At 60.5% G+C, this 21,271-nt stretch carries 23 protein-coding genes and 1 tRNA gene; 17 read left to right on the top strand and 7 right to left on the bottom strand.

All coding sequences use genetic code 11. The features are described 5' to 3' along the window. Positions 1-13 precede the first annotated feature (13 nt). A complete protein-coding gene (locus tag ACZ89E_RS27970) occupies positions 14-916 on the bottom strand; it encodes a TIGR01777 family oxidoreductase (RefSeq protein WP_149661126.1) in 903 nt (300 codons plus the stop codon). A 196-nt stretch (positions 917-1,112) separates the two neighbouring features. Here ACZ89E_RS27970 and ACZ89E_RS27965 point away from each other — a divergent pair, with 196 nt between their 5' ends. From ACZ89E_RS27965 to ACZ89E_RS27910, 12 genes are all read left to right on the top strand, one after another. Next, positions 1,113-2,099, top strand: a complete 987-nt coding sequence (locus ACZ89E_RS27965) for an NAD(P)/FAD-dependent oxidoreductase (protein WP_149661127.1) — start codon at positions 1,113-1,115, stop codon at positions 2,097-2,099. Then, positions 2,096-2,311 carry a TIGR02450 family Trp-rich protein gene (locus ACZ89E_RS27960; protein ID WP_149661128.1) on the top strand — a complete coding sequence of 72 codons (216 nt, stop codon included), beginning with the start codon at positions 2,096-2,098 and terminating at the stop codon, positions 2,309-2,311. The genes ACZ89E_RS27965 and ACZ89E_RS27960 overlap by 4 nt, the downstream gene beginning before the upstream one ends. Before the next feature lie 214 nt (positions 2,312-2,525). Continuing rightward, positions 2,526-3,485, top strand: a complete 960-nt coding sequence (locus ACZ89E_RS27955; RefSeq protein ID WP_476256807.1) for a YbgA family protein — start codon at positions 2,526-2,528, stop codon at positions 3,483-3,485. Then, positions 3,486-4,427 carry a MerR family transcriptional regulator gene (locus tag ACZ89E_RS27950; protein ID WP_149661130.1) on the top strand — a complete coding sequence of 314 codons (942 nt, stop codon included), beginning with the start codon at positions 3,486-3,488 and terminating at the stop codon, positions 4,425-4,427. It abuts the gene before it with no gap. A gap of 21 nt (positions 4,428-4,448) precedes the next feature. Then, a complete protein-coding gene (gene phrB, locus ACZ89E_RS27945) occupies positions 4,449-5,894 on the top strand; it encodes a deoxyribodipyrimidine photo-lyase (RefSeq protein WP_476256806.1) in 1,446 nt (481 codons plus the stop codon). After that, positions 5,887-6,309 carry a nuclear transport factor 2 family protein gene (locus ACZ89E_RS27940; protein WP_149661132.1) on the top strand — a complete coding sequence of 141 codons (423 nt, stop codon included), beginning with the start codon at positions 5,887-5,889 and terminating at the stop codon, positions 6,307-6,309. The genes phrB and ACZ89E_RS27940 overlap by 8 nt, the downstream gene beginning before the upstream one ends. Further along, complete coding sequence (locus tag ACZ89E_RS27935; RefSeq protein ID WP_463258459.1) at positions 6,306-7,088, top strand: SDR family NAD(P)-dependent oxidoreductase; 783 nt, start codon at positions 6,306-6,308, stop codon at positions 7,086-7,088. Before ACZ89E_RS27940 ends, ACZ89E_RS27935 begins: the two co-directional genes overlap by 4 nt. Then, on the top strand, positions 7,085-8,332 hold the full coding sequence (locus tag ACZ89E_RS27930) for an NAD(P)/FAD-dependent oxidoreductase (RefSeq protein WP_149661134.1): 1,248 nt from the start codon (positions 7,085-7,087) through the stop codon (positions 8,330-8,332). The genes ACZ89E_RS27935 and ACZ89E_RS27930 overlap by 4 nt, the downstream gene beginning before the upstream one ends. After that, positions 8,329-9,144, top strand: a complete 816-nt coding sequence (locus ACZ89E_RS27925) for a DUF1365 domain-containing protein (RefSeq protein WP_476256805.1) — start codon at positions 8,329-8,331, stop codon at positions 9,142-9,144. Before ACZ89E_RS27930 ends, ACZ89E_RS27925 begins: the two co-directional genes overlap by 4 nt. Then, positions 9,131-10,402 (top strand): SAM-dependent methyltransferase, encoded by a 1,272-nt coding sequence (locus ACZ89E_RS27920; RefSeq protein ID WP_149661136.1) that lies wholly within the window; start codon positions 9,131-9,133, stop codon positions 10,400-10,402. The genes ACZ89E_RS27925 and ACZ89E_RS27920 overlap by 14 nt, the downstream gene beginning before the upstream one ends. Continuing rightward, entirely contained in the window at positions 10,395-10,898 is a 504-nt protein-coding gene (locus ACZ89E_RS27915; protein WP_149661137.1) for a DUF2878 domain-containing protein, read from the top strand. The genes ACZ89E_RS27920 and ACZ89E_RS27915 overlap by 8 nt, the downstream gene beginning before the upstream one ends. Positions 10,899-10,951: 53 nt before the next feature. Next, positions 10,952-11,257 (top strand): YkgJ family cysteine cluster protein, encoded by a 306-nt coding sequence (locus ACZ89E_RS27910; RefSeq protein ID WP_149661138.1) that lies wholly within the window; start codon positions 10,952-10,954, stop codon positions 11,255-11,257. Positions 11,258-11,408: 151 nt separating this feature from the next. On the opposite strand, the gene ACZ89E_RS27905 is transcribed toward ACZ89E_RS27910, so the two are convergent. The 6 genes from ACZ89E_RS27905 to hemA all read right to left on the bottom strand — a co-directional run bounded on the left by ACZ89E_RS27905 (position 11,409) and on the right by hemA (position 16,779). After that, a complete protein-coding gene (locus tag ACZ89E_RS27905) occupies positions 11,409-11,927 on the bottom strand; it encodes an acyloxyacyl hydrolase (protein ID WP_149661139.1) in 519 nt (172 codons plus the stop codon). A 122-nt stretch (positions 11,928-12,049) separates the two neighbouring features. Next, complete coding sequence (murI, locus tag ACZ89E_RS27900) at positions 12,050-12,841, bottom strand: glutamate racemase (protein ID WP_463258461.1); 792 nt, start codon at positions 12,839-12,841, stop codon at positions 12,050-12,052. Beyond that, complete coding sequence (locus ACZ89E_RS27895; RefSeq protein ID WP_476256804.1) at positions 12,834-13,589, bottom strand: molybdopterin-synthase adenylyltransferase MoeB; 756 nt, start codon at positions 13,587-13,589, stop codon at positions 12,834-12,836. The genes murI and ACZ89E_RS27895 overlap by 8 nt, the downstream gene beginning before the upstream one ends. After that, positions 13,583-14,413, bottom strand: a complete 831-nt coding sequence (gene prmC, locus ACZ89E_RS27890; RefSeq protein WP_476256803.1) for a peptide chain release factor N(5)-glutamine methyltransferase — start codon at positions 14,411-14,413, stop codon at positions 13,583-13,585. Before prmC ends, ACZ89E_RS27895 begins: the two co-directional genes overlap by 7 nt. After that, positions 14,414-15,496, bottom strand: coding sequence for a peptide chain release factor 1 (prfA, locus tag ACZ89E_RS27885; protein WP_149661143.1), 1,083 nt, complete (start codon positions 15,494-15,496; stop codon positions 14,414-14,416). Beyond that, complete coding sequence (hemA, locus tag ACZ89E_RS27880) at positions 15,493-16,779, bottom strand: glutamyl-tRNA reductase (RefSeq protein WP_149661144.1); 1,287 nt, start codon at positions 16,777-16,779, stop codon at positions 15,493-15,495. Before hemA ends, prfA begins: the two co-directional genes overlap by 4 nt. A 182-nt stretch (positions 16,780-16,961) precedes the next feature. On the opposite strand from hemA, the gene ACZ89E_RS27875 reads away from it, so the two are divergent. From ACZ89E_RS27875 to ACZ89E_RS27855, 5 genes are all read left to right on the top strand, one after another. Beyond that, a complete protein-coding gene (locus ACZ89E_RS27875; RefSeq protein ID WP_149661145.1) occupies positions 16,962-18,686 on the top strand; it encodes a tetratricopeptide repeat protein in 1,725 nt (574 codons plus the stop codon). A 4-nt stretch (positions 18,687-18,690) separates the two neighbouring features. Then, positions 18,691-19,308 carry a lipoprotein insertase outer membrane protein LolB gene (gene lolB / locus ACZ89E_RS27870; protein WP_463258464.1) on the top strand — a complete coding sequence of 206 codons (618 nt, stop codon included), beginning with the start codon at positions 18,691-18,693 and terminating at the stop codon, positions 19,306-19,308. A 2-nt stretch (positions 19,309-19,310) separates the two neighbouring features. Continuing rightward, positions 19,311-20,162, top strand: coding sequence for a 4-(cytidine 5'-diphospho)-2-C-methyl-D-erythritol kinase (ispE, locus tag ACZ89E_RS27865; protein WP_149661179.1), 852 nt, complete (start codon positions 19,311-19,313; stop codon positions 20,160-20,162). Between the two features lie 36 nt (positions 20,163-20,198). After that, positions 20,199-20,273 (top strand) — tRNA-Gln (locus tag ACZ89E_RS27860). A 46-nt stretch (positions 20,274-20,319) separates the two neighbouring features. Beyond that, a complete protein-coding gene (locus ACZ89E_RS27855) occupies positions 20,320-21,261 on the top strand; it encodes a ribose-phosphate pyrophosphokinase (RefSeq protein ID WP_003208392.1) in 942 nt (313 codons plus the stop codon). Positions 21,262-21,271 lie beyond the last annotated feature (10 nt).

Below are 21,271 nucleotides of genomic sequence, written 5' to 3'. Positions count from 1 at the left end.
GCAACGTCCTATTTCAGAGGCGGCTGGACAGATCGTCCAGGGCCGCGCGTAAATCAGTGAACTGGAACTTGAAACCCGCTTCCAGCAAGCGCGCCGGCACAGCCTTCTGGCCGCCCAGCAACAGCAACGACATCTCGCCCAGGCCGACCTTCAATGCCAGCGCCGGCATGGGCATGAACGCCGGGCGGTGCAACACGCTGCCCAGCGTCTTGGCGAATTCGCGATTGCGCACCGGTTTCGGCGCGCAGGCATTATATGGACCGCTGGCATCAATGCGATGCAGAAGAAAATCAATCAGGGCGATTTGATCCTTGATATGAATCCACGGCATCCACTGCCGACCGTTGCCGATCGGCCCGCCCAGCCCCAGTTTGAACGGCAGCAACAGCCGCGACAAAAAGCCGCCCTCGGCCGACACCACCAACCCGGTGCGTACCAGGATCACCCGAATGCCCAAGGCCTCGGCACGCTGGGCGGTTTCCTCCCAGGCGATGCACAACTGGCTGGCGAAATCATCGATCACCGGCGGCGAGTCTTCAGTCAACTCCCGCTCGCCGCCATCGCCGTACCAACCCACCGCTGAGCCGGAGATCAGTATCTGAGGTTTTTGCTCGCGGGTTTCGAGCCAGGCCAGCAGGCTTTCGGTCAGGCTGATGCGGCTGCTCCACAACAGCGCCTTGCGCCGGGTCGTCCACCAACGATCACCTATCGGAGCGCCCGCCAGGTTGATGATGGCATCGAGCGGTTCCTCGCCGAGGTCTTCGAGACGGGCAATGCCGCGCGCTTGAGCACCGCAGATTTTCGCGACTTTTTCTGGAGAACGACTCCACACCGTCAGGCGATGCCCCTGACTCAACCAGTGACGGCAGAGCTGACGTCCTATCAAACCAGTACCGCCGGTCAGCAATATGTGCATGACTTCTTCCTCGCGTGGCGTTTTACCTTGATCACTAGTCTATTTTTATAAGCAGGGATCTTTGGTATCAGGCAGTGTCTGTGTTTAACAATAGGCCAAGCTGTCAGAACGAGAACGCTAAAAGTTATACCAAAAAACAATATTGTACAGGTTTAAACCACGGCGTAGTCTGTACAGAAAGGTAAACGAGGCCCCTATGACTGTACCTATCGCAATCATCGGCACCGGCATCGCCGGGCTCTCAGCCGCCCAGGCCCTGACGGAGGCCGGGCATGTCGTTCAACTTTTCGATAAAAGCCGTGGCAGCGGCGGACGCATGTCGAGCAAGCGCAGTGACGCCGGTGCTCTGGACATGGGTGCGCAGTATTTCACGGCCCGTGACCGGCGCTTCGTCACCGAAGTGCAGCGCTGGCAAGCCAACGGCTGGGTCGCTGAATGGACGCCGCAGCTCTACACGTTCCAGGGCGGCCAGCTCAACCTGTCGCCGGATGAACAGACGCGCTGGGTCGGCACGCCGCGCATGAGCGCGATTACCCGCGCCCTGCTCGGCGACCTGGAAGTGCATTTCGCCTGCCGCATCACCGAGGTCTATCGCGGTGAAGAGCATTGGCATCTGCAGGACGCCGAAGGCTTCACCCATGGTCCGTTCAGTCACGTAGTGATTGCGACGCCGGCGCCTCAGGCCACCGCGCTGCTGGCCTCCGCGCCGAAGCTCGCGGGGGCTGCGGCCGGGGTCAAAATGGACCCGACCTGGGCCATCGCCCTCGCCTTCGACACCCCGCTGGATACGCCCATGGAAGGTTGCTTCGTGCAGGACAGCCCGCTCGACTGGCTGGCCCGCAACCGCAGCAAACCGGGGCGCGACAACACTTTGGACACTTGGGTGCTACACGCCACCAGCACCTGGAGCCGACAACACATCGACCTGCCCAAGGAAGCCGTGATCGAGCAACTGCACGGGGCGTTCGCCGAGCTGCTGCACAGTGCGATGCCGGCGCCGACCTTCAGCCTTGCCCACCGCTGGCTCTATGCCCGCCCCGCCAGCAGCCATGAATGGGGCGTCTTGGCGGATGCCGACCTGGGCCTGTATGTGTGTGGCGACTGGTGCCTCTCCGGTCGCGTCGAAGGGGCCTGGCTCAGTGGCCAGGAAGCCGCCCGCCGCTTGCATGCGCACCTGCAGTGAACCGCCTCAATCCCGCTAAATTGCTGCTGTCGAAATGGACAGCAGCCCAACCGAAAAACCGCGAAAAACATTTTCTGGTGACGCAGCTGTTCCGCGATGAGGATGGCACGGTGCTGGAAGTTGAGTTGCAGGCGGTGTTGACCCAGCGCAGTGAGCGCATCGATTGGCAAACCTTGAAAGACAGCAACACTTGGCTGTTGGGCTGGAACTGATCGTTCCCGCGCTCCGCGTGGGAATGCCTCTGGGGACGCTCCGTGTCCAGTGACGCGGAGCGTCACGGGCTGCATTCCCACGCAGAGCGTGGGAACGATCTACTCCCCGAAAAAACCTATACAAATAATTTGACTTGTACAGCTTCGAATCTATGATGAAGATTATGTTGTACAGAGCCAACACTCTGTACAGGTTTAGATTCGAGGTGCTTCGATGTCCAACGCCACCGCCAAACCGAAAATAGCGATCAGCGCCTGCCTGATGGGCGCCGAAGTGCGCTTCAACGGCGGCCACAAGGAGTCGCGGCTGTGCAGTCGTACCCTCACTGACTATTTCGATTTCGTCCCGGTGTGCCCGGAAGTCGCGATTGGCCTCGGCATTCCCCGGGAGCCGCTCCGGCTCGTGGGCGATCCCGACCGTCCCGAAGCTATCGGCGCCGTCAATCCCGAGATCAACGTCACCCAACCCCTCGCCGCCTACGGCCAGCAAATGGCGGCCGAGCTGGGTGATATCTGCGGCTATATCTTCATGCAAAAATCGCCGTCCTGTGGGCTGCTGCGGGTCAAGGTCTACCACGCCAACGGCGCCCCGGTGGACGGCGGCGGTCGCGGTATCTACGCCCGGGCTTTTTGCGAACAGCATCCGGATTTGCCCGTGGAAGAAGACGGCCGGCTCAACGATCCGGTGCTGCGGGAAAATTTCCTCACCCGAGTCTTTGCCTACAGCGCCTGGCAGCAGTTGCTCCAGCAAGGTCTGACCCGCCGCGGCCTGATCGACTTTCACTCGCGCTACAAATACCTGCTGATGGCCCACAACCCGGTGCAGTACAAAACCCTCGGCAACCTGCTGGGCAACATGGGCCAGACCGATCCGAAAGCCCTCGGCCCGCGTTATTTCAGCGAGCTGATGGAGGCGCTGAAAAAATGCGCCACCCGCCGCACCCACACCAACGTTCTGCAACACATCAGCGGTTATCTCAAACAGGCCATCAGCGCTGAAGACAAGCAGGAAATGCAACACGTCATCGGCCAATACCGCCACGGCATCGTGCCGCTGGTGGTGCCGCTGACGTTGCTCAAGCACTTCTTTCGCCAACACCCGGATCCGTACATCGCGCAACAGGTTTACCTGCAACCGCACCCGGAAAACCTCAGCCTGCGAAATGCGATCTAAATGAAAAGCCCACTCGACACCAGTGCCAGCGAAGACCTCGGCGCCGACTTCAAGAAAGCCTTGGACGAAGGCTGGCTGCCGATTCGTGAAGTCGCGCGCCAGACCGGCGTCAACGCCATCACCCTGCGCGCCTGGGAACGGCGCTACGGCCTGATCGTGCCGCAACGTACACCCAAGGGCCATCGGTTGTTCTCGGCCGAGCATGTGCAACGGATCCTGACGATTCTGACCTGGCTCAATCGCGGCGTGGCCGTCAGCCAGGTCAAGCAACTGCTCGACACGCCACAGGCCTTTACCGAAACGGTGGAAAACGACTGGCAGTTGTTGCGCAACACGCTGCTGCAAGCGGTCACGCAACTGGCCGAACGCCCCCTCGATGACACCGTCAACCAGGCCATGGCGCTGTACCCGCCCCGTACCCTGTGTGAGCAGTTGCTGCTGCCGTTATTGAGCGAGCTGGAGCAACGCTGGCAAGGCCAGTTTGGTGCGCAGATGGAGCGTGTGTTCTTTTATTCCTGGTTACGCAGCAAATTCGGCGCGCGCATCTACCATAACAATCGTCAGCTGCACGCCGCACCGCTGCTGTTGATCAATCACTCGGACCTGCCACTCGAACCTCACGTGTGGCTCACCGCGTGGCTGATCAGCAGCGCCGATTGCCCGGTGGAAGTGTTCGATTGGCCACTCCCGGCCGGCGAACTCGCACTGGCGGTCGAACACCTGCAAGCCCGAGGCGTACTGCTGTATTCCAGCAAAGCCATGAACCTGGCGCAGCTGCCGAAACTTTTGAATGGCGTCAGTTGCCCAAAAATGATTGCCGGACCAACGGTGTGCATCCACCACGCCGAGTTGTCCGTAAAAACTACTGAAATTGCTGATTTGTTCCTGGCCGAAGATCCCTTGTCGGCCCATCAGGTTCTCGTTCAGCGTGGGCTTATTTAGATGTTAAGCACGGACACCACCATGCAATTGATCTGGCTGCGCAGCGACTTGCGACTACACGACAACACCGCCCTCTCGGCCGCCGCAGCCCGCGGCCCGAGTGTGGCGGTGTACCTGCTGAGCCCGGAGCAGTGGCGCGCGCATGACGACGCACCGTGCAAAGTGGATTTCTGGCTGCGTAACCTGGCCGAACTGCGCGATGCCCTGGGCAAGCTCAATATTCCCCTGCTGATCCGCAGCGCGCCGCACTGGGACGACGCGCCCAAGGCGCTGCTCCAGTTGTGTCGGGAGTTAAAGGTTGACGCGGTGCACGTCAACGAGGAATACGGCATCAACGAAACCCGCCGTGATCAGGCTGTGGGCCAGGCTCTGAAGGCCGAGGGCATCGACTTTTTCAGTTACCTCGATCAACTGCTGTTCACGCCAGGCACGGTGCTGACCAAGACCGGCACGTATTTCCAGGTATTCAGCCAGTTCCGCAAAGTCTGCTACGACCGCTTGCGCCACTCATTCCCCAAACTTGTGAGCGCCCCCGGCATTCAGGCGCCGTTGAGCATCGACAGCGATCAGGTCCCTTCCTGCATCGAAGGGTTCCCAACACCCGCCGAGCGCTTGATCAAGCTCTGGCCCGCCGGTGAAGCCGAAGCCCGACGTCGCCTCGACACCTTCGCCGATGCACAAATCGACTACTACAAGAGCGAACGCGATTTCCCGGCCAAGCCCGGCACCAGTCAGCTCTCAGCCTATCTGGCGGCCGGGGTGATTTCCCCACGCCAGTGTTTGCACGCGGCACTGCAAAGCAACCAAGGCGAGTTCGAAAGCGGCAAGGTTGGCGCCGTCACCTGGATCAACGAACTGCTGTGGCGTGAGTTCTACAAACACATCCTGGTGGGCTACCCACGGGTGTCCCGCCACCGCGCCTTTCGCCCGGAAACCGAAGCCCTGGCCTGGCGCGATGCCCCGGATGAACTGGCCGCGTGGAAAGAAGCCCGCACCGGCCTGCCGATCATCGACGCGGCCATGCGCCAACTGCTGGAAACCGGCTGGATGCACAATCGCCTGCGCATGGTGGTGGCGATGTTCCTGACCAAGAACCTGCTGATCGACTGGCGTGAGGGCGAGCGCTTTTTCATGCAGCACCTGATCGACGGCGATCTGGCGGCGAACAACGGCGGCTGGCAGTGGAGCTCGTCCACTGGCACCGATTCGGCGCCCTACTTCCGCATCTTCAACCCCCTGAGCCAATCGGAAAAATTCGATGCCGAAGGCGTGTTCATCAAGCACTGGCTGCCGGAACTGGCCGGGCTGAATAAAAAAGAAGTGCACAACCCGGCCAACGTTGGCGGTTTGTTTGGCGTCGCCGATTATCCATCGCCCATCGTCAACCTGAGTACTTCACGCCAACGCGCACTGACGGCGTTCAAGAACCTGCCGTCGCGGCAGGCGGCTGGAGGTGGCTATGAGTGAATTCCTGCAACGCTTTGCCCGGCAATTTGCGGACCTGGACAAGGACAACCTGCAACGCCTCAATCAGCTCTACACCCACGACGTGCAATTCACCGATCCGCTGCACGAAGTGCAGGGCCTGGTGCAACTGCGCAGTTACTTTGAAGAGCTCTACGCCAATGTCAGCGAACTGCATTTCGACTTTCACGGCTTCGACCAGATCAGCGAAGGCGAAGGTTACTTGCGCTGGGTCATGAGCTACCGCCATCCGCGCCTGGCCGGTGGCCGAGTGATTCGGGTCGATGGCTGCTCGCATCTGCTGTGGCGCGACAAGGTTTATCGCCATCGGGATTATTTCGATGCCGGGGCACTGCTTTATGAACACCTACCGGTATTGGGCCGGGCGATTGCCTGGCTGAAAAGGAGAATGGGATGAGCCTTACACCTCCACGTCGATACTGGTTGACGGGCGCCAGCAGCGGTATTGGTGCCGCGCTGGCCGAGGAAATATTGAAAACCGGGGCGCACCTGGCGGTCAGTGCCCGCTCGCTGGTGCCACTGAAAATCCTGTCCCAGCGTTATCCAGGGCAAGTATTGGTGGTCGCCGGGGACCTGACCAACAGCCAGACCGTGCGTGAAATCGGCGAACGGATCGCCGAGGACTGGGGCTCGCTGGACACGGTGATCCTCAACGCCGGCACCTGCGAATACGTGGATGCCAAGCAATTCGATGCGTCGATTGTCGAGCATGTGGTGCGCACCAATCTGCTCGCCAGCAGCTATTGCATCGAAGCCGCCTTGCCGTTGCTGCGCAAGGGTACCGCGCCGCATCTGGTGGGCGTTGCCAGTTCGGTGACCTACCTGCCCTTGCCACGGGCCGAAGCCTATGGCGCCTCGAAGGCCGGGTTGCGTTATCTGTTCGAATCCTTGCGCATCGACCTGGCGCCAGAAGGTATTGAAGTCACCGTGGTCAGCCCAGGGTTTGTCGACACGCCGCTGACCGAGAAGAACGACTTTCCGATGCCGCTCAGCTGGCCTGTGGATAAAGCGGCGCGGCATATCTTCGCCAAGCTCAAGAATCGGCCACTGGAAATTGCCTTCCCGGCGTTGTTCATGGCGGCCCTGTGGCCCCTGTCGAAAATGCCGGCGCGGGTGAAACTGGCGATCGGCAAGCGCATGGTACGCAGCAACCCGCCGATCAAGGATCAGCCGTGAACATCGCCATTATCGGCAGCGGTATCTCGGGCCTGACCAGCGCCTACCTGCTCAATCGCAGCCACGAGATCACCCTGTTCGAAGCCGGCGACTGGATCGGTGGGCATACCCACACGATCGAGGTGACCGTCGACGGCCAGCGTTACGCCGTGGACACCGGGTTCATTGTGTTCAACGACTGGACCTACCCGAACTTCATCCGCCTGCTGGGGCAACTCGGCGTGGGGTTCAAACCCACCGAGATGAGTTTCTCGGTCACCGACCCGGATTCGGGTCTTGAGTACAACGGCAATAACTTCAACAGCCTGTTCGCTCAGCGGCGCAACCTGCTGTCGCCGGGGTTCTGGGGCATGTTGCGCGACATCCTGCGCTTCAACAAAGAGGCCCTGCGCGATCTCGACGAACACCGGATCGCCGCCGACACCACCCTCGATCAGTACTTGAAGGCCGGGGGCTACGGCGAGCGCTTTATCCTGCATTACATCGTGCCGATGGGCGCGGCGATCTGGTCGATGTCCATGGCCGACATGCTCGGTTTCCCGTTGCAGTTCTTTGTGCGGTTCTTCAAGCACCACGGTTTGTTGTCCGTCGGCAATCGTCCGCAATGGTGCGTGATCGAGGGGGGTTCCAGCGCCTACATCGCGCCGCTGACCGCCTCCTTTAAAGACAAAATTCGCCTCAACTGCCCAGTGACCCGCGTCGAACGCGAGGCCGACGGTGTGGTTATCCACAGCCCCGCCGGCAGCGAGCGCTTCGACAAAGTGGTGTTCGCCTGCCACAGCGATCAGGCGTTGCAACTGCTGGCCGAGCCGAGCGCTGCCGAACAGTCGATCCTCGGCGCCCTGCCCTACGCCGACAACGAAATCGTGCTGCACACCGATACACACCTGCTGCCCAAGCAAAAGCTCGCCTGGGCCAGTTGGAATTACCGGCTCGGGGCCGCCGGGCACACGCGAGCCACCGTCACCTATGACATGAACATCCTGCAAGGGATCCAGAGCGACACCACGTTCTGCGTCAGCCTCAACCAGAGCGCCGGCATCAGCCCGTTCAAAGTGCTCGCCAAATACACCTATGCCCACCCGCAATTCAGCCTCAAGGCCGTGGCCGCGCAAGGACGCTGGGAAGAGTTGAACGGCGCGCAGCACACGTATTATTGCGGCGCCTACTGGGCCAACGGCTTTCACGAAGACGGGGTGGTCAGCGCCTTGCGCGTGGCCCGATCGTTGGGTGAAACCTTGTGAACAGCGCCCTCTACAGCGGCTGGATCGCCCATCGGCGGTTTGCTCCAAGAGCCCATCAATTCCGCTATCGGATCGGGCTGCTGTACCTGGACCTCGACGAACAGGAGGCCGTGCTCGGTTTGTCGCCGTTGTCGGGCGATAGCCGCTTCGCGCCCTTTTCGTTCCGCGAAAGCGACTACCTGAAAGCCTTCACCGGCACCGGCCAGCGTTTGATCGACGCGGTACGCCAGCAGGTCGGCCAGGTGCTCGGCCATGAGCCCCAAGGCACGATCTGCCTGCTGACCCAGCCCCGCAGTTGGGGCCTGGCGTTCAACCCGGTGAGTTTTTTCTATTGCCACGAAGCCGATGGCCAACTGGCGGCGATTCTCTGCGAAGTCACCAACACCCCGTGGCGCGAGCGTTATCACTACGTGTTGCCGGCCCGAGCCGTCGAAGGGCTACAGAGTCAGCATCAGCATTTCGCCGTGGCCAAGGCGTTTCATGTCTCGCCGTTTCTGCCGCGGGATCTGGAATACCGCATGAGCTTCAGCCCTGCCGCGCAAAAGCTCGGCGTGCACATGGCGGACTGGCAAGGCGAACTGAAACTGTTCGACGCCACGCTCAACCTGCAACGGGAAGCGCTGGACCGCTACAGCCTGCACCGTTACTTGCGGTGCTTTCCGTGGATGACCGCGAAAACCTGCCTGGCGATCTATTGGCAGGCCGTGCGCCTGTTGCTCAAACGTACACCGATTTTTGCTCATCAGGCTGCCGATGGCAGCGTCCAGACCGCCATCGATATCCCACAGGATCGCCGCCATGAAATCCTCTAGCGTTACGGCCAAAGCCAACCTGCTCAGCACCAACGGCTGGTCCGGCTCGCTGCTGCGTCGCGGTGTCCTGCGGCAACTGGCGCACCTTAAGCACGGGCAATTGGTGGTGATCGAGGACGGCGAACGGCACGTCTTCGGCACGCCCGGCGGCCATCTGCTGGGCGAGATTCATGTCCTGGATGCGGCGGTCTGGGGGCTGGTGGCGAGCAACGGTTCGATTGGTGCCGGTGAAGCGTTCATCCACGGTTACTGGACCTCGCCGGACCTGACGGCGGTGGTCCGGGTGTTCGTCAGCAATCTTGAGGTGCTGGATGCACTGGAAGGTGGCCTGGCCAAACTCGGCAGACCTTTCGTGCAGGGCCTGCACTGGCTCAATCGCAATACTCGCAAGGGTTCGCAGAAAAATATCGCGGCGCATTACGACCTGGGCAACGACCTGTTCGAACAGTTTCTCGACCCGACGATGATGTATTCGGCGGCGCAATTCCTCAGCCCCGATGACACCCTGGAACAGGCGCAGTTAAACAAGCTCGAACGGATTTGTCAGAAACTCGACCTCAAGCCGAGCGATCACTTGCTGGAAATCGGCACCGGTTGGGGCAGCATGGCGCTCTACGCCGCGCAGCATTACGGCTGCAAAGTCACCACCACCACACTGTCAAAAGAACAGTACGCCTTCACCGCACAACGGATCGAAGCCCTGGGTTTACAAGACCAGGTCACTTTGCTGCTGTCGGATTACCGCGACCTCACCGGTCAGTACGACAAACTGGTTTCCATCGAGATGATCGAAGCCGTCGGCCATCGCTTCCTGCCGACCTATTTCAAGCAATGCGCGCACCTGCTCAAGAGCAACGGCTTGATGCTGTTGCAGGCGATCACCATCCGCGAACAGCGCTACGAACAGGCCAGGAACAGCGTCGACTTTATCCAGCGCTACATCTTCCCCGGCGGTGCGTTGCCCTGCGTGCAGAAGATGCTGGAGATCGTCAGCCGCGACACCGACATGAACCTGCTGCACATGGAGGACTTCGGCCTGCACTACGCCCGGACCCTGCGCCTGTGGCATGAGAATTTTCGCCACGCCCACGGCCGCTTGAGCGAATTGGGCTACGACGATGCGTTCCTGCGGTTATGGGAGTTTTACCTGTGCTACTGCGAGGGCGGCTTCCTGGAGCGCACCATCGGCACCGCACAATTGCTGCTGGCCAAACCGGCTGCGATGCCGGCGCCCCTGCTCGGCCGATTCGATGCTTGAACGTCTGGCCAATGCCGCGCTGTTTCAACTCGGCTGGTTCGCCTGCGTGGTGGGCGGCAACAGTCTGTGGCTGTTGGTGGCATTGGCGGTACTGGTGATTCATCTGCTGTGGATAAGTCGTTGGGGCGATGAAGGCCGATTGATCCTCAGCGTGGTGTTATTGGGCACCACGGTAGACAGTTCATTGCGCTGGCTGGGCGTGTTCGATTTCACCGACGTCGCACCATTGATTCCGCTGTGGCTGATGCTGTTGTGGGCGCTGCTGGCGACCACCTTGCGCCACTGCCTGCTGTGGAGCGCCAATCCGTGGTGGCTGGCCAGCGTGTTGGGCGCGGTCGGCGGACCGTTGTCGTATTACGCCGGCAGCCAACTGGCGGGGGTGCAGTTTCCCTACGGCCAACTGCCCACGCTGCTGGGCATCGGACTGCTCTGGGCGCTGCTGTTTCCGACGCTGCACTTCATGGCCCAGCGGCTGGCGGCGGAAGACCGCGACTGAGCGTCCGTCAGGCCTTTCACACAGCGACGGCTCACTGCCTTACACTGCGCCCCATGAAAACCATCCCCCACACGCAAATCGCCGAACCGGCGGTCACTTGCTCGACGTGCTCGGCCTGCTGCTGCCAGCTCGAAGTCATGCTGATCACCGAAACCGGCGTGCCCGAACGTTTTATCGATACCGATGACTGGGGCGGGGAAGTCATGTTGCGTCTGGATGACGGCTGGTGCGCGGCGCTGGATCGCAACACGATGATGTGCACCATCTACGAAAAACGCCCACTGATTTGTCGCGAGTTCGAGACGGGGTCGCCGGAGTGCATGGAAGAGCGGCAGGGGATTGTGTCGGTTTACCGGTAAAACTGCATCGACTGAAATTACGCCTTCGCGGGCAAGTCGGATCGCCGCCCGCTCGCTCCTACAGGTTCGTGTCATACGCAATATCGCGAACGACGCAAAACCTGTAGGAGCGAGCGGGCGGCGATCCGACTTGCCCGCGAAGCTTTTGACCTTACAACGGCATCGTGTAGTGCAGCGAGTAGCTTTCCACACCGTCGTTGTTGCTGTTCAGACCGGCATTGGAATAGTGCGTCGCCCGAATCCCGACTTCATGTCCGCCGGCAAAGCGCAGGCCGAAGCCGAAACGGTCTTCGAATTGAAAGGCCTGGCCAATGTTGTTGTCTTCCAGCCGGGTATTGGAGAACAACGCCACGCCGATCCCCGCCTCCACATACGGCTTGACGGTTTGCCCGGCAAACTCGTAGACAAATACAGGCGCGAAGGAAACGCTGCTGGTGCTGGAGGTCTTGTCGCCGTCCCAATAGGTATAAGCGCCACTCCAGTAACCAGTCACTCGACCGACGTCACTTTGCAGCCAGCTCTTGTCCCAGTCCAATTGCATGCCCAACCGGTAGGTCATGGTCGAATCGCTGGTCTGACCGACCCCGAACTCCACGCCCGCCGCCTGTGCGGTCAAACTTTGCCCCATCAACGCGGCCGCAATCGCAGCCAAACAGAATAGTCGCTTCATTAGAAACATCCTTTTCCGAACGATTTCGTATGGTTTCTTTTTTGTTGCTCACAGACAGAGCTATAGAAGTCGACGCTTAATCAGAAGTTCACCCCAATTACTCGCATGCCCCGGCTTTTTTTCTAGTCCTTGAAGCTTTGCACAATGCCAGCCGAATTCCACAATACCGGCAGGATATTTCTGAAATGTTCCGGATCGGCACTCGTCCAGAATTGCGCGGCGCGAACGGGTCCCTCAGCGAGCAATTCGCGCTCGGCCAACAGACGTTGCAGTTGCCGCGCCACCGCGGCGCCCGTGTCGATCAGGCTGATAGTCTCTGGGATCATCTGCCTAAGCATCGGCTTTAGAAAGGGGTAATGCGTGCAGCCGAGGATTATCGTGTCGGCGCCTGCCGCCAGCAGCGGTTCGACGTAGCCCTGGAGCAGTTGGCGCAGGGTCGCGCTGTGCAAATCGCCGCTTTCAATCAGCTCCACCAGCCCGGGACAAGGCTGGGTGATCACCCGCACATCCGTGGCAAAGCGGTCGAGCAACGCCGCAAACTTGGCACTCTGCAAGGTGCCGGTGGTGGCGAGGACGCCGACCACGCCACTGCGGGTGGCCGCGGCGGCGGGTTTAACCGCCGGCTCCATACCGACAATGGGCCACTCGGGATAATCGCGACGCAGATTGGCCACGCCAGCGACGGTGGCCGTGTTGCAAGCCAGCACCAACGCCTTGGCGCCCTGCTGCTGGAAAAAACCGGCGATGGCGCTGCAGCGTTGCTGGATGAATTCCGGGGTTTTCTCGCCGTAGGGGATATTCCCGCAATCGGCGACGTACAGCAGCGACTCGTTGGGCAGCAAACGCTGGATCTCGGCCAGCACCGAAAGCCCACCGACGCCGGAGTCGAACACGCCAATCGGCGCTTCACGCATGGGCCGTACCACAGACGCTGCAACCCGGATCACGCTTGACCCGCAACTCGCGAAAGCGCGTGCCCAAGGCGTCGATCAACAACAAGCGCCCTACCAGCGGCTCGCCGAAACCGGCCAGCAACTTCAGGGCTTCGAGGGCTTGCAAGCTACCGACCAGGCCCACCAGCGGGCCGATCACCCCGGCTTCGCTGCACGTCAATTCGGCTTCGCTGCCGTGCCCGTATAAACAGTGGTAGCACGGACTTTCAGCACGTCGCGGATCAAACACCGACAACTGCCCTTCCAGGCGAATCGCCGCGCCGCTGACCAAGGGTTTGCGCGCAGCCACACACGCAGCGTTGACCGCCTCGCGGGTGGAGAAATTGTCGGAACAGTCCAGCACCAGATCCACTGCAGCAACCGCTGCGGCCAGGGAATCTTCATCCAGCGCCGCACGATGGGCGACCAGATGAATCTCGGGATTGATTGCGCTCAAACGGCGGATCGCCGAATCGACTTTGCTCACGCCGACGCTGTCGGTGTCGTGAATAATCTGGCGTTGCAGGTTGGTCAGGTCGACCGTGTCGAAGTCCGCCAGATGCAACTCACCGACACCGGCCGCTGCCAGGTACAGCGCCACCGGCGAGCCAAGGCCGCCGAGGCCGACGATCAGCACACGGCTTTCTTTCAGCCGTAATTGGCCGTCGATGTCGACGTGTTGCAACAGAATCTGTCGGCTGTAGCGCAACAACTCCTGATCATTCAGCACGGCAGGCGCCCCAGGCTGATGCGTTCGTGACCGCCCAGATCGGTGCGGCTGTGGACGTGTTCAAAACCGCGGGTCAGCAGCAAATCGCGCACCGCGTCGGCTTGGTCGTAACCGTGTTCAAGCATCAACCAGCCGCCGGCGTCGAGGTAGTCCGGGGCCTGGGCGACGATCAAACGCAGATCGTCGAGCCCGTCGACACCGGCGACCAGAGCACTGGCCGGCTCGAAACGCACATCGCCTTCCACCAGATGCGGATCGGCCGAGGCAATGTACGGCGGGTTGCTGATGATCAGTTGAAAACGCTGGCCTTCCAGAGCGCTGAACCAATGGCTGCTCAGCACCGTGGCGTTGTTCAGGTGCAGACGCTGGCGATTGCGCTCGGCCAATGCCACGGCTTCGATCACGCGATCCACGGCGGTGACGTGCCACGCTGGCCGTTCGCTGGCCAGGGCCAACGCAATGGCGCCGCTGCCGGTGCCGAGGTCGAGGACCTTGGCCGGAGTCGCGGGCAACAGGTCCAGCGCGGTTTCCACCAGCAATTCGGTGTCCGGGCGCGGGATCAGCGTGTGTGGCGCGACTTCCAGGTCAAGCTTCCAGAAACCCTGCTGGCCGAGGATGTACGCCACCGGCTCACCGCCACGACGGCGCTGCAAATAGCTGGCAAAGGTCAGCGCCGCTTCGCTCGGCACGATGCGCTCGGGCCAGGTGTGCAGGAAGCTGCGGGACTTGCCCAACGCCGCCGCCAGCAACAGTTCGGCATCCAGGCGCGCCGTCGGCGAGTCGGGTAGGTCTGCTGCACGCAACAAACTGGCAATGATCGTCATTTACTCACCTATCGCCGCCAATTGGTCGGCCTGGTATTCGGCCAACAACGGCTCGATCACTGCATCGACACCACCGGCGAGGATTTCGTCGAGGGAATACAGCGTCAGGTTGACCCGGTGGTCGGTGACCCGGCCCTGGGCAAAGTTGTAGGTGCGGATGCGCTCGGAGCGATCACCCGACCCCACCAGCAGTTTACGCTCGCTGGCGATGGCATTCGCCGCGGCGGTGGTCTGCTGGTCGTTGAGTTTGGCCGACAGCCAGGACATCGCCCGGGCGCGGTTCTTGTGCTGGGAACGTTCTTCCTGGCACTCCACGACAATACCGGTGGGCAAGTGCGTGATGCGAATCGCCGAGTCGGTCTTGTTGACGTGCTGGCCGCCGGCCCCGGACGACTTGTAAGTGTCGATGCGCAGGTCGGACGGGTTGATCTCGATCGCTTCCTGCTCGTCCGGCTCGGGCAACACGGCCACGGTGCAGGCCGAGGTGTGGATGCGGCCCTGGGATTCGGTGGCCGGCACCCGTTGCACGCGGTGGGCGCCGGATTCGAATTTCAGCTTGCCGTAGACGCTGTCGCCTTCGACCCGGGCGATGACTTCCTTGAAGCCGCCGTGCTCGCCGATGTTCTCCGAGAGGATCTCCACCCGCCAGCCACGCCGCTCGGCGTACCGCGAGTACATGCGGAACAGGTCGCCGGAGAAAATCGCCGCCTCGTCGCCGCCGGTGCCGGCGCGGATTTCGAGGAACACGTTGCGCCCGTCGTTCGGGTCCTTGGGCAGCAACATGCGTTGCAGCCGGCCTTCGATTTCGATCAGTTGCTCTTTGGCTTCGCGCACTTCTTCCACGGCCATTTCGCGCATGTCCGGGTCGCTGTCCTTGAGCAGTGCCTGGGCGCCTTCGAGGTCGCCTTGCACTTTGAGCAGCTGTTTATAGGTTTCGACAATCGGTTCGACTTCCGCGTATTCCTTGGAATAGGCGCGGAATTTGGTCTGGTCGGAAATGACTTCGCCATCGCCAAGCAGAGCGGTCAATTCCTCGAAACGGTCCTGGAGGATGTCCAGCTTATTGAGCAGTGACGCTTTCATTGCGGTCTTTTATCCGAGCTATCCGACGAGCCCTCACCGAGGGCAAAGAGTTCCTGGGCCATGGCCAGCGCATCGAGGCGGCCTTCGGCAGTCAACTTTTTCAACTGCACGCTGGGGGCGTGCAGCAATTTATTAGTCAGGCCGCGCGCCAGTTGCACCAACACGTCTTCGGCGCTGCTGCCGTTGGCCAGCATGCGCTGGGCCTTTTGCAATTCTTCGTCACGCATGCGCTCGCTTTGCTGACGATAGGCCTTGAGCACATCCACCGCCGCCAGTTCGCGCAGGCGCACCATGAAGTCGTCGGCGCCGATCGCCACCATCTCTTCCGCCGCCTGGGCAGCGCCTTGGCGGCTCTTGAGGTTTTCGGCGACCACTTCGTGCAGATCGTCGACGCTATACAGGTAGACGTCGTCCAGCTCGCCGACTTCAGGCTCGATGTCCCGGGGGACGGCGATGTCCACCATGAAGATCGGCTTGTGCTTGCGCAGCTTCAGGGCACTTTCCACCGCGCCTTTACCCAGGATCGGCAATTGGCTGGCGGTGGAGCTGATGACGATGTCGCTGCGCACCAGCTCGGCCGGGATGTCCGACAGCAACACCGCGTGGGCGCCGAACTGTTCGGCGAGGATGCTCGCGCGTTCCAGCGTGCGGTTGGCGACGACGATGCGCTTCACGCCCAATTCGTGCAGATGGCGGGCGACCAGGGTGATGGTCTCGCCGGCGCCGATCAGCAAGGCCTGGCTGCGTTGCAAGTCGCTGAAAATCTGCTTGGCCAGGCTGACCGCGGCAAACGCCACGGACACCGGGTTTTCACCGATGGCGGTGTCGGTGCGCACTTGCTTGGCGGCGTTGAACGTGGCCTGGAACAGCCTGCCGAGCAGCGGACCGATGGTGCCCGCCTCACGCGCCACGGCGTAGGCCGATTTCATCTGGCCAAGAATCTGCGGTTCGCCCAACACCAGGGAATCGAGCCCGGAGGCGACCCGCATCATGTGACGAACTGCCGCATCATCTTCGTGCACATAAGCGCTCGCGCGCAGCTCATCGAGGCTCAAATGGTGATAATCGGCCAGCCAGCGCAGGATGATGTCCGCCGAAAGGTGGTCCTGCTCTATATAAAGCTCACTGCGATTGCAGGTGGAAAGGATCGCAGCTTCGCGGCTGTCGGTGAGTCGGCAGAGCTGTTGCAAGGCCTCCACCAACTGCTCAGGGGTAAAGGCCACGCGCTCGCGGACGTCTACTGAAGCAGTCTTGTGGTTAATACCGAGTGCAAGAAAGGCCATTCAAGGTCGCTGATAGTGACGTGAAGCCGGCAATTGTCCTACTTCGACACTGACAGAACAACTACCGCCGACTATTGTCCCAATCACTTGCCTCTATAAAGGCATCAATTGAGACTCGGTTATGTTTGGCCGAAGGCTTGTGTCATGATGATCCGACCGCAGGTTAGTCGTCCTTCTCCTATATGAATAGATCTTCCGCGTTGCTCCTCGCTTTTGTCTTCCTCAGCGGCTGCCAGGCTATGGCGCCCGTTTCGTCGGACGGCACGCCGCCGACTGAAGACAGCACTCCGGCCCCTGAAAAGCCCAAGGTCTACAGCTCCTTCAGTGAAGAAACCATCTTCAGTCTGTTGAGTGCCGAACTGGCTGGCCAACGCAATCGTTTCGACATTGCGCTGGACAACTACGTGACCCAGGCCATCAACACTCAGGATCCGGGCATCTCCGAACGGGCCTTCCGCATCGCCGAATACCTGGGCGCCGATCAGGCGGCCCTGGATACCGCGCTGATCTGGGCGAGAAACGCCCCGGACGACCTCGAAGCTCAACGGGCCGCCGCCGTGCAACTGGCGCGTGCCGGGCGTTACGACGACTCCATGGTCTATATGGAGAAAGTCCTGCTGGGCAAGGGCGATACGCATTTCGACTTTCTCGCCCTGTCTGCGGCTGACACCGATCAGGACACGCGCAACGGTCTGATGAAAAGTTTTGACCGTTTGTTGCAGCGCCATCCGAAGAACAGCCAGCTGATTTTCGGCAAGGCGTTGTTGATGCAACAGGACGGCGACTCGAAAGGCGCGCTGACCCTGCTCGAAGACAATCCGCCGGACGCCGGCGAAATCGCCCCGATCCTGCTGCGCGCGCGCCTGCTGCAAACGCTCAACCGTGGCGATGAAGCCCTGCCGCTGCTGCAAAAAAGCATCAAGAAATACCCGGACGACAAACGCCTGCGCCTGACTTACGCGCGGATGTTGGTCGAGCAGGACCGCATGGACGACGCCAAGGTCGAGTTCTCCAGCCTGGTTCAGCAGTACCCGGAAGACGACGAATTGCGTTACTCCCTGGCGCTCGTGTGCCTGGAAGCCAAGGCCTGGGACGAGGCCAAGGGTTACCTGGAAGACTTGATCGCCCGGGAAAGCCACGTGGATTCGGCGCACCTGAACCTCGGCCGTATCGCTGAAGAGCGCAACGACCCGCAAGGCGCATTGATCGAGTACGCCCAGGTTGGCCCCGGCAACGATTACCTGCCGGCGCAATTGCGTCAGGCCGATATCCTGATGAACAACGGCAAGACCGCCGAAGCCCAGAGCAAACTGGTGGCCGAGCGCGACGCCCAACCCGATTACGCGATTCAGTTGTACCTGATCGAAGCCGAAACCCTGTCGGCCAACAACCAGGGCGACAAAGCCTGGGGCGTGCTGCACAAAGCCTTGCTGCAATACCCGGACGACCTGAATTTGCTCTACACCCGGGCCATGCTCGCGGAAAAACGCAATGACCTGGCGCAGATGGAAAAAGACTTGCGCCTGATCATCAAGCGCGACCCGGACAATGCCATGGCGCTGAACGCCCTCGGCTACACCCTGTCCGACCGCACCACCCGTTATGAAGAAGCCAAGGCGCTGATCGAGCATGCACACCAGCTCAATCCGGAAGACCCGGCGGTCCTCGACAGCCTCGGCTGGGTGAATTTCCGCCTGGGCAATCTCGATGAAGCCGAGCGTTTGCTGCGCCAGGCTCTGGAGCGTTTCCCCGATCAAGAAGTCGCTGCGCACCTGGGCGAAGTCCTGTGGGCCAACGGCAAGCAGCGGGAAGCCAAGCAAATCTGGGGCAAGTTCCTCAAGGACCAACCCGACAGCCCTACCCTGCGCGGCACCATCAAGCGCCTGACCGGATCAGAGACTCTTTAAGATTATGTTTTTGCGCCACGTTATCGTCTTCAGCTTCATCGCCCTGCTCGCCGGTTGCGCCGGTTTCGGTGCCCGTGAATCGGTCCAGGGCCAGGGTAATCCGGCCCAGTGGAACACCTACAAACAGCAGATGACTGCCCTCGACGGCTGGCAGATCAACGGCAAGATCGGCATTCGCGCCCCCAAGGATTCGGGCAGCGGCACGCTGTTCTGGCTGCAGCGACAGGATTACTACGACATCCGCCTCTCCGGCCCCCTGGGTCGCGGCGCTGCTCGCTTGACCGGCCGCCCGGGCAAAGTGTCGCTGGAAGTCGCCAATCAGGGCCGCTACGACGCTACGACGCCTGAAGCCCTGCTGGAAGAACAGCTGGGCTGGAAACTGCCGGTGTCCAACCTGGCCTGGTGGGTTCGCGGGCTCCCGGCCCCGGACAGCAAGAGTCGCCTGACCCTGGACGCCGACAGCCGCTTGGCCAACCTTGAACAGGATGGCTGGCAGGTCGAATACCTGAGCTACGCCGAACAAAACGGCTATTGGCTGCCCGAGCGGATCAAACTGCACGGCACCGACCTTGATGTCACGCTGGTGATCAAGGAATGGCAACCACGCAAACTGGGGCAGTGAACATGACTGCTGCGCGCTTGACGCTGCCCTCGCCGGCCAAACTCAATCTGATGCTGCACATTCTCGGGCGCCGTGAAGACGGCTATCACGAGTTGCAGACGATTTTTCAGTTTCTCGATTACGGTGATGAAATCACCTTCGCCGTGCGCGACGACGGTGTGATTCGTTTGCACACCGAATTCGACGGCGTGCCCCACGACAGCAATCTGATTGTGCGTGCCGCGAAAAAACTTCAGGCGCAATCGGGTTGTGCACTTGGCATCGATATCTGGATCGAAAAAATCCTGCCCATGGGTGGCGGCATTGGTGGCGGCAGCTCCAATGCCGCGACCACGTTGCTCGGCCTCAATCACCTGTGGCAGCTGGGCTGGGATGAAGATCGACTGGCTGTGCTGGGCCTGACACTGGGCGCTGACGTCCCGGTTTTCGTGCGAGGTCACGCGGCTTTTGCCGAGGGTGTCGGGGAGAAACTGACCCCTGTAGACCCCGAAGAACCGTGGTATCTGGTGCTCGTGCCGCAAGTATCTGTAAGTACAGCAGAAATTTTTTCAGATCCTTTGTTGACACGTAACTCTTCTCCCATTAAAGTGCGCCCCGTTCCCAAGGGAAACAGTCGAAATGACTGCTTGCCAGTAGTAGCAAGGCGTTATCCAGAGGTACGTAACGCGTTGAATTTGTTAGGTAAATTTACCGAAGCAAAACTCACTGGCACTGGAAGTTGTGTGTTTGGGGGCTTCCCAAGCAAAGCTGAAGCTGATAAAGTCTCGGCCCTTCTTACAGAGACCCTTACAGGGTTTGTAGCAAAGGGAAGCAACGTTTCGATGTTGCATCGCAAGCTGCAAAATCTGCTTTAAAGGAATCGATTACTGGGTAATCGTTGCAACAGATACAGGGGCGTCGCCAAGCGGTAAGGCAGCAGGTTTTGATCCTGCCATGCGTTGGTTCGAATCCAGCCGCCCCTGCCATTTTCCTATACTCATCCAGGTTACCCTCAGCCTTCAGGTACTGCGCGTGTCCAAGATGATGGTCTTTACGGGGAACGCTAACCCCGATCTGGCTCGGCGTGTTGTACGTCAGCTGCATATCCCTCTCGGTGACATCTCTGTCGGTAAGTTCTCCGACGGTGAAATTACTGCCGAGATCAATGAAAACGTCCGCGGTAAAGATGTCTTCATTATTCAGCCGACTTGCGCTCCGACCAACGATAACCTGATGGAACTGGTAGTGATGGCTGATGCCTTCCGCCGCTCCTCGGCTACTCGTATCACTGCTGTTATTCCTTACTTTGGTTATGCCCGTCAGGATCGCCGTCCGCGTTCCGCACGTGTGGCTATCAGCGCGAAAGTCGTTGCTGACATGCTTACCGTAGTCGGCATCGATCGTGTTCTCACGGTTGATCTGCATGCTGACCAAATCCAGGGTTTCTTCGATATTCCGGTAGATAACATCTACGGCTCCCCGGTATTGGTGGATGACATTGAAGATCAGCGCTTCGAAAACCTGATGATCGTGTCCCCGGACATTGGTGGCGTCGTGCGTGCACGTGCTGTTGCCAAATCCCTGGGCGTGGATCTCGGGATCATCGACAAACGCCGTGAGAAAGCCAATCACTCTGAAGTGATGCATATCATCGGTGATGTCGAAGGGCGTACCTGTATTCTGGTCGATGACATGGTCGATACCGCCGGCACTCTGTGCCACGCGGCCAAGGCCCTGAAAGAGCATGGCGCTGCCAAGGTTTTCGCCTACTGCACACACCCTGTGCTGTCCGGTCGGGCGATCGAAAACATCGAAAATTCCATGCTGGACGAACTGGTGGTGACTAACACCATCCCGTTGTCCGCTGCTGCTCAAGCCTGCTCGCGTATCCGTCAACTGGATATCGCGCCGGTAGTTGCCGAGGCGGTCCGCCGCATCAGCAATGAAGAATCGATCAGCGCGATGTTCCGTTAAGGGCCCTGCC

The organism is Pseudomonas sp. TE3899, assembly GCF_056279105.1.
This window is presented reverse-complemented; position numbering and strand designations above follow the sequence as displayed.

Excerpts from the sequence above, each read along its gene's own strand:
- ACZ89E_RS27970 (WP_149661126.1), bottom strand. The coding sequence starts at position 916 with ATGCACATATTGCTGACCGGCGGTACTGGTTTGATAGGACGTCAGCTC.
- ACZ89E_RS27965 (WP_149661127.1), top strand. The coding sequence starts at position 1,113 with ATGACTGTACCTATCGCAATCATCGGCACCGGCATCGCCGGGCTCTCA.
- ACZ89E_RS27955 (WP_476256807.1), top strand. The coding sequence starts at position 2,526 with ATGTCCAACGCCACCGCCAAACCGAAAATAGCGATCAGCGCCTGCCTG.
- ACZ89E_RS27950 (WP_149661130.1), top strand. The coding sequence starts at position 3,486 with ATGAAAAGCCCACTCGACACCAGTGCCAGCGAAGACCTCGGCGCCGAC.
- phrB (WP_476256806.1), top strand. The coding sequence starts at position 4,449 with ATGCAATTGATCTGGCTGCGCAGCGACTTGCGACTACACGACAACACC.
- ACZ89E_RS27940 (WP_149661132.1), top strand. The coding sequence starts at position 5,887 with ATGAGTGAATTCCTGCAACGCTTTGCCCGGCAATTTGCGGACCTGGAC.
- ACZ89E_RS27935 (WP_463258459.1), top strand. The coding sequence starts at position 6,306 with ATGAGCCTTACACCTCCACGTCGATACTGGTTGACGGGCGCCAGCAGC.
- ACZ89E_RS27920 (WP_149661136.1), top strand. The coding sequence starts at position 9,131 with ATGAAATCCTCTAGCGTTACGGCCAAAGCCAACCTGCTCAGCACCAAC.
- ACZ89E_RS27915 (WP_149661137.1), top strand. The coding sequence starts at position 10,395 with ATGCTTGAACGTCTGGCCAATGCCGCGCTGTTTCAACTCGGCTGGTTC.
- ACZ89E_RS27910 (WP_149661138.1), top strand. The coding sequence starts at position 10,952 with ATGAAAACCATCCCCCACACGCAAATCGCCGAACCGGCGGTCACTTGC.
- ACZ89E_RS27905 (WP_149661139.1), bottom strand. The coding sequence starts at position 11,927 with ATGAAGCGACTATTCTGTTTGGCTGCGATTGCGGCCGCGTTGATGGGG.
- murI (WP_463258461.1), bottom strand. The coding sequence starts at position 12,841 with ATGCGTGAAGCGCCGATTGGCGTGTTCGACTCCGGCGTCGGTGGGCTT.
- prmC (WP_476256803.1), bottom strand. The coding sequence starts at position 14,413 with ATGACGATCATTGCCAGTTTGTTGCGTGCAGCAGACCTACCCGACTCG.
- prfA (WP_149661143.1), bottom strand. The coding sequence starts at position 15,496 with ATGAAAGCGTCACTGCTCAATAAGCTGGACATCCTCCAGGACCGTTTC.
- hemA (WP_149661144.1), bottom strand. The coding sequence starts at position 16,779 with ATGGCCTTTCTTGCACTCGGTATTAACCACAAGACTGCTTCAGTAGAC.
- ACZ89E_RS27875 (WP_149661145.1), top strand. The coding sequence starts at position 16,962 with ATGAATAGATCTTCCGCGTTGCTCCTCGCTTTTGTCTTCCTCAGCGGC.
- lolB (WP_463258464.1), top strand. The coding sequence starts at position 18,691 with ATGTTTTTGCGCCACGTTATCGTCTTCAGCTTCATCGCCCTGCTCGCC.
- ispE (WP_149661179.1), top strand. The coding sequence starts at position 19,311 with ATGACTGCTGCGCGCTTGACGCTGCCCTCGCCGGCCAAACTCAATCTG.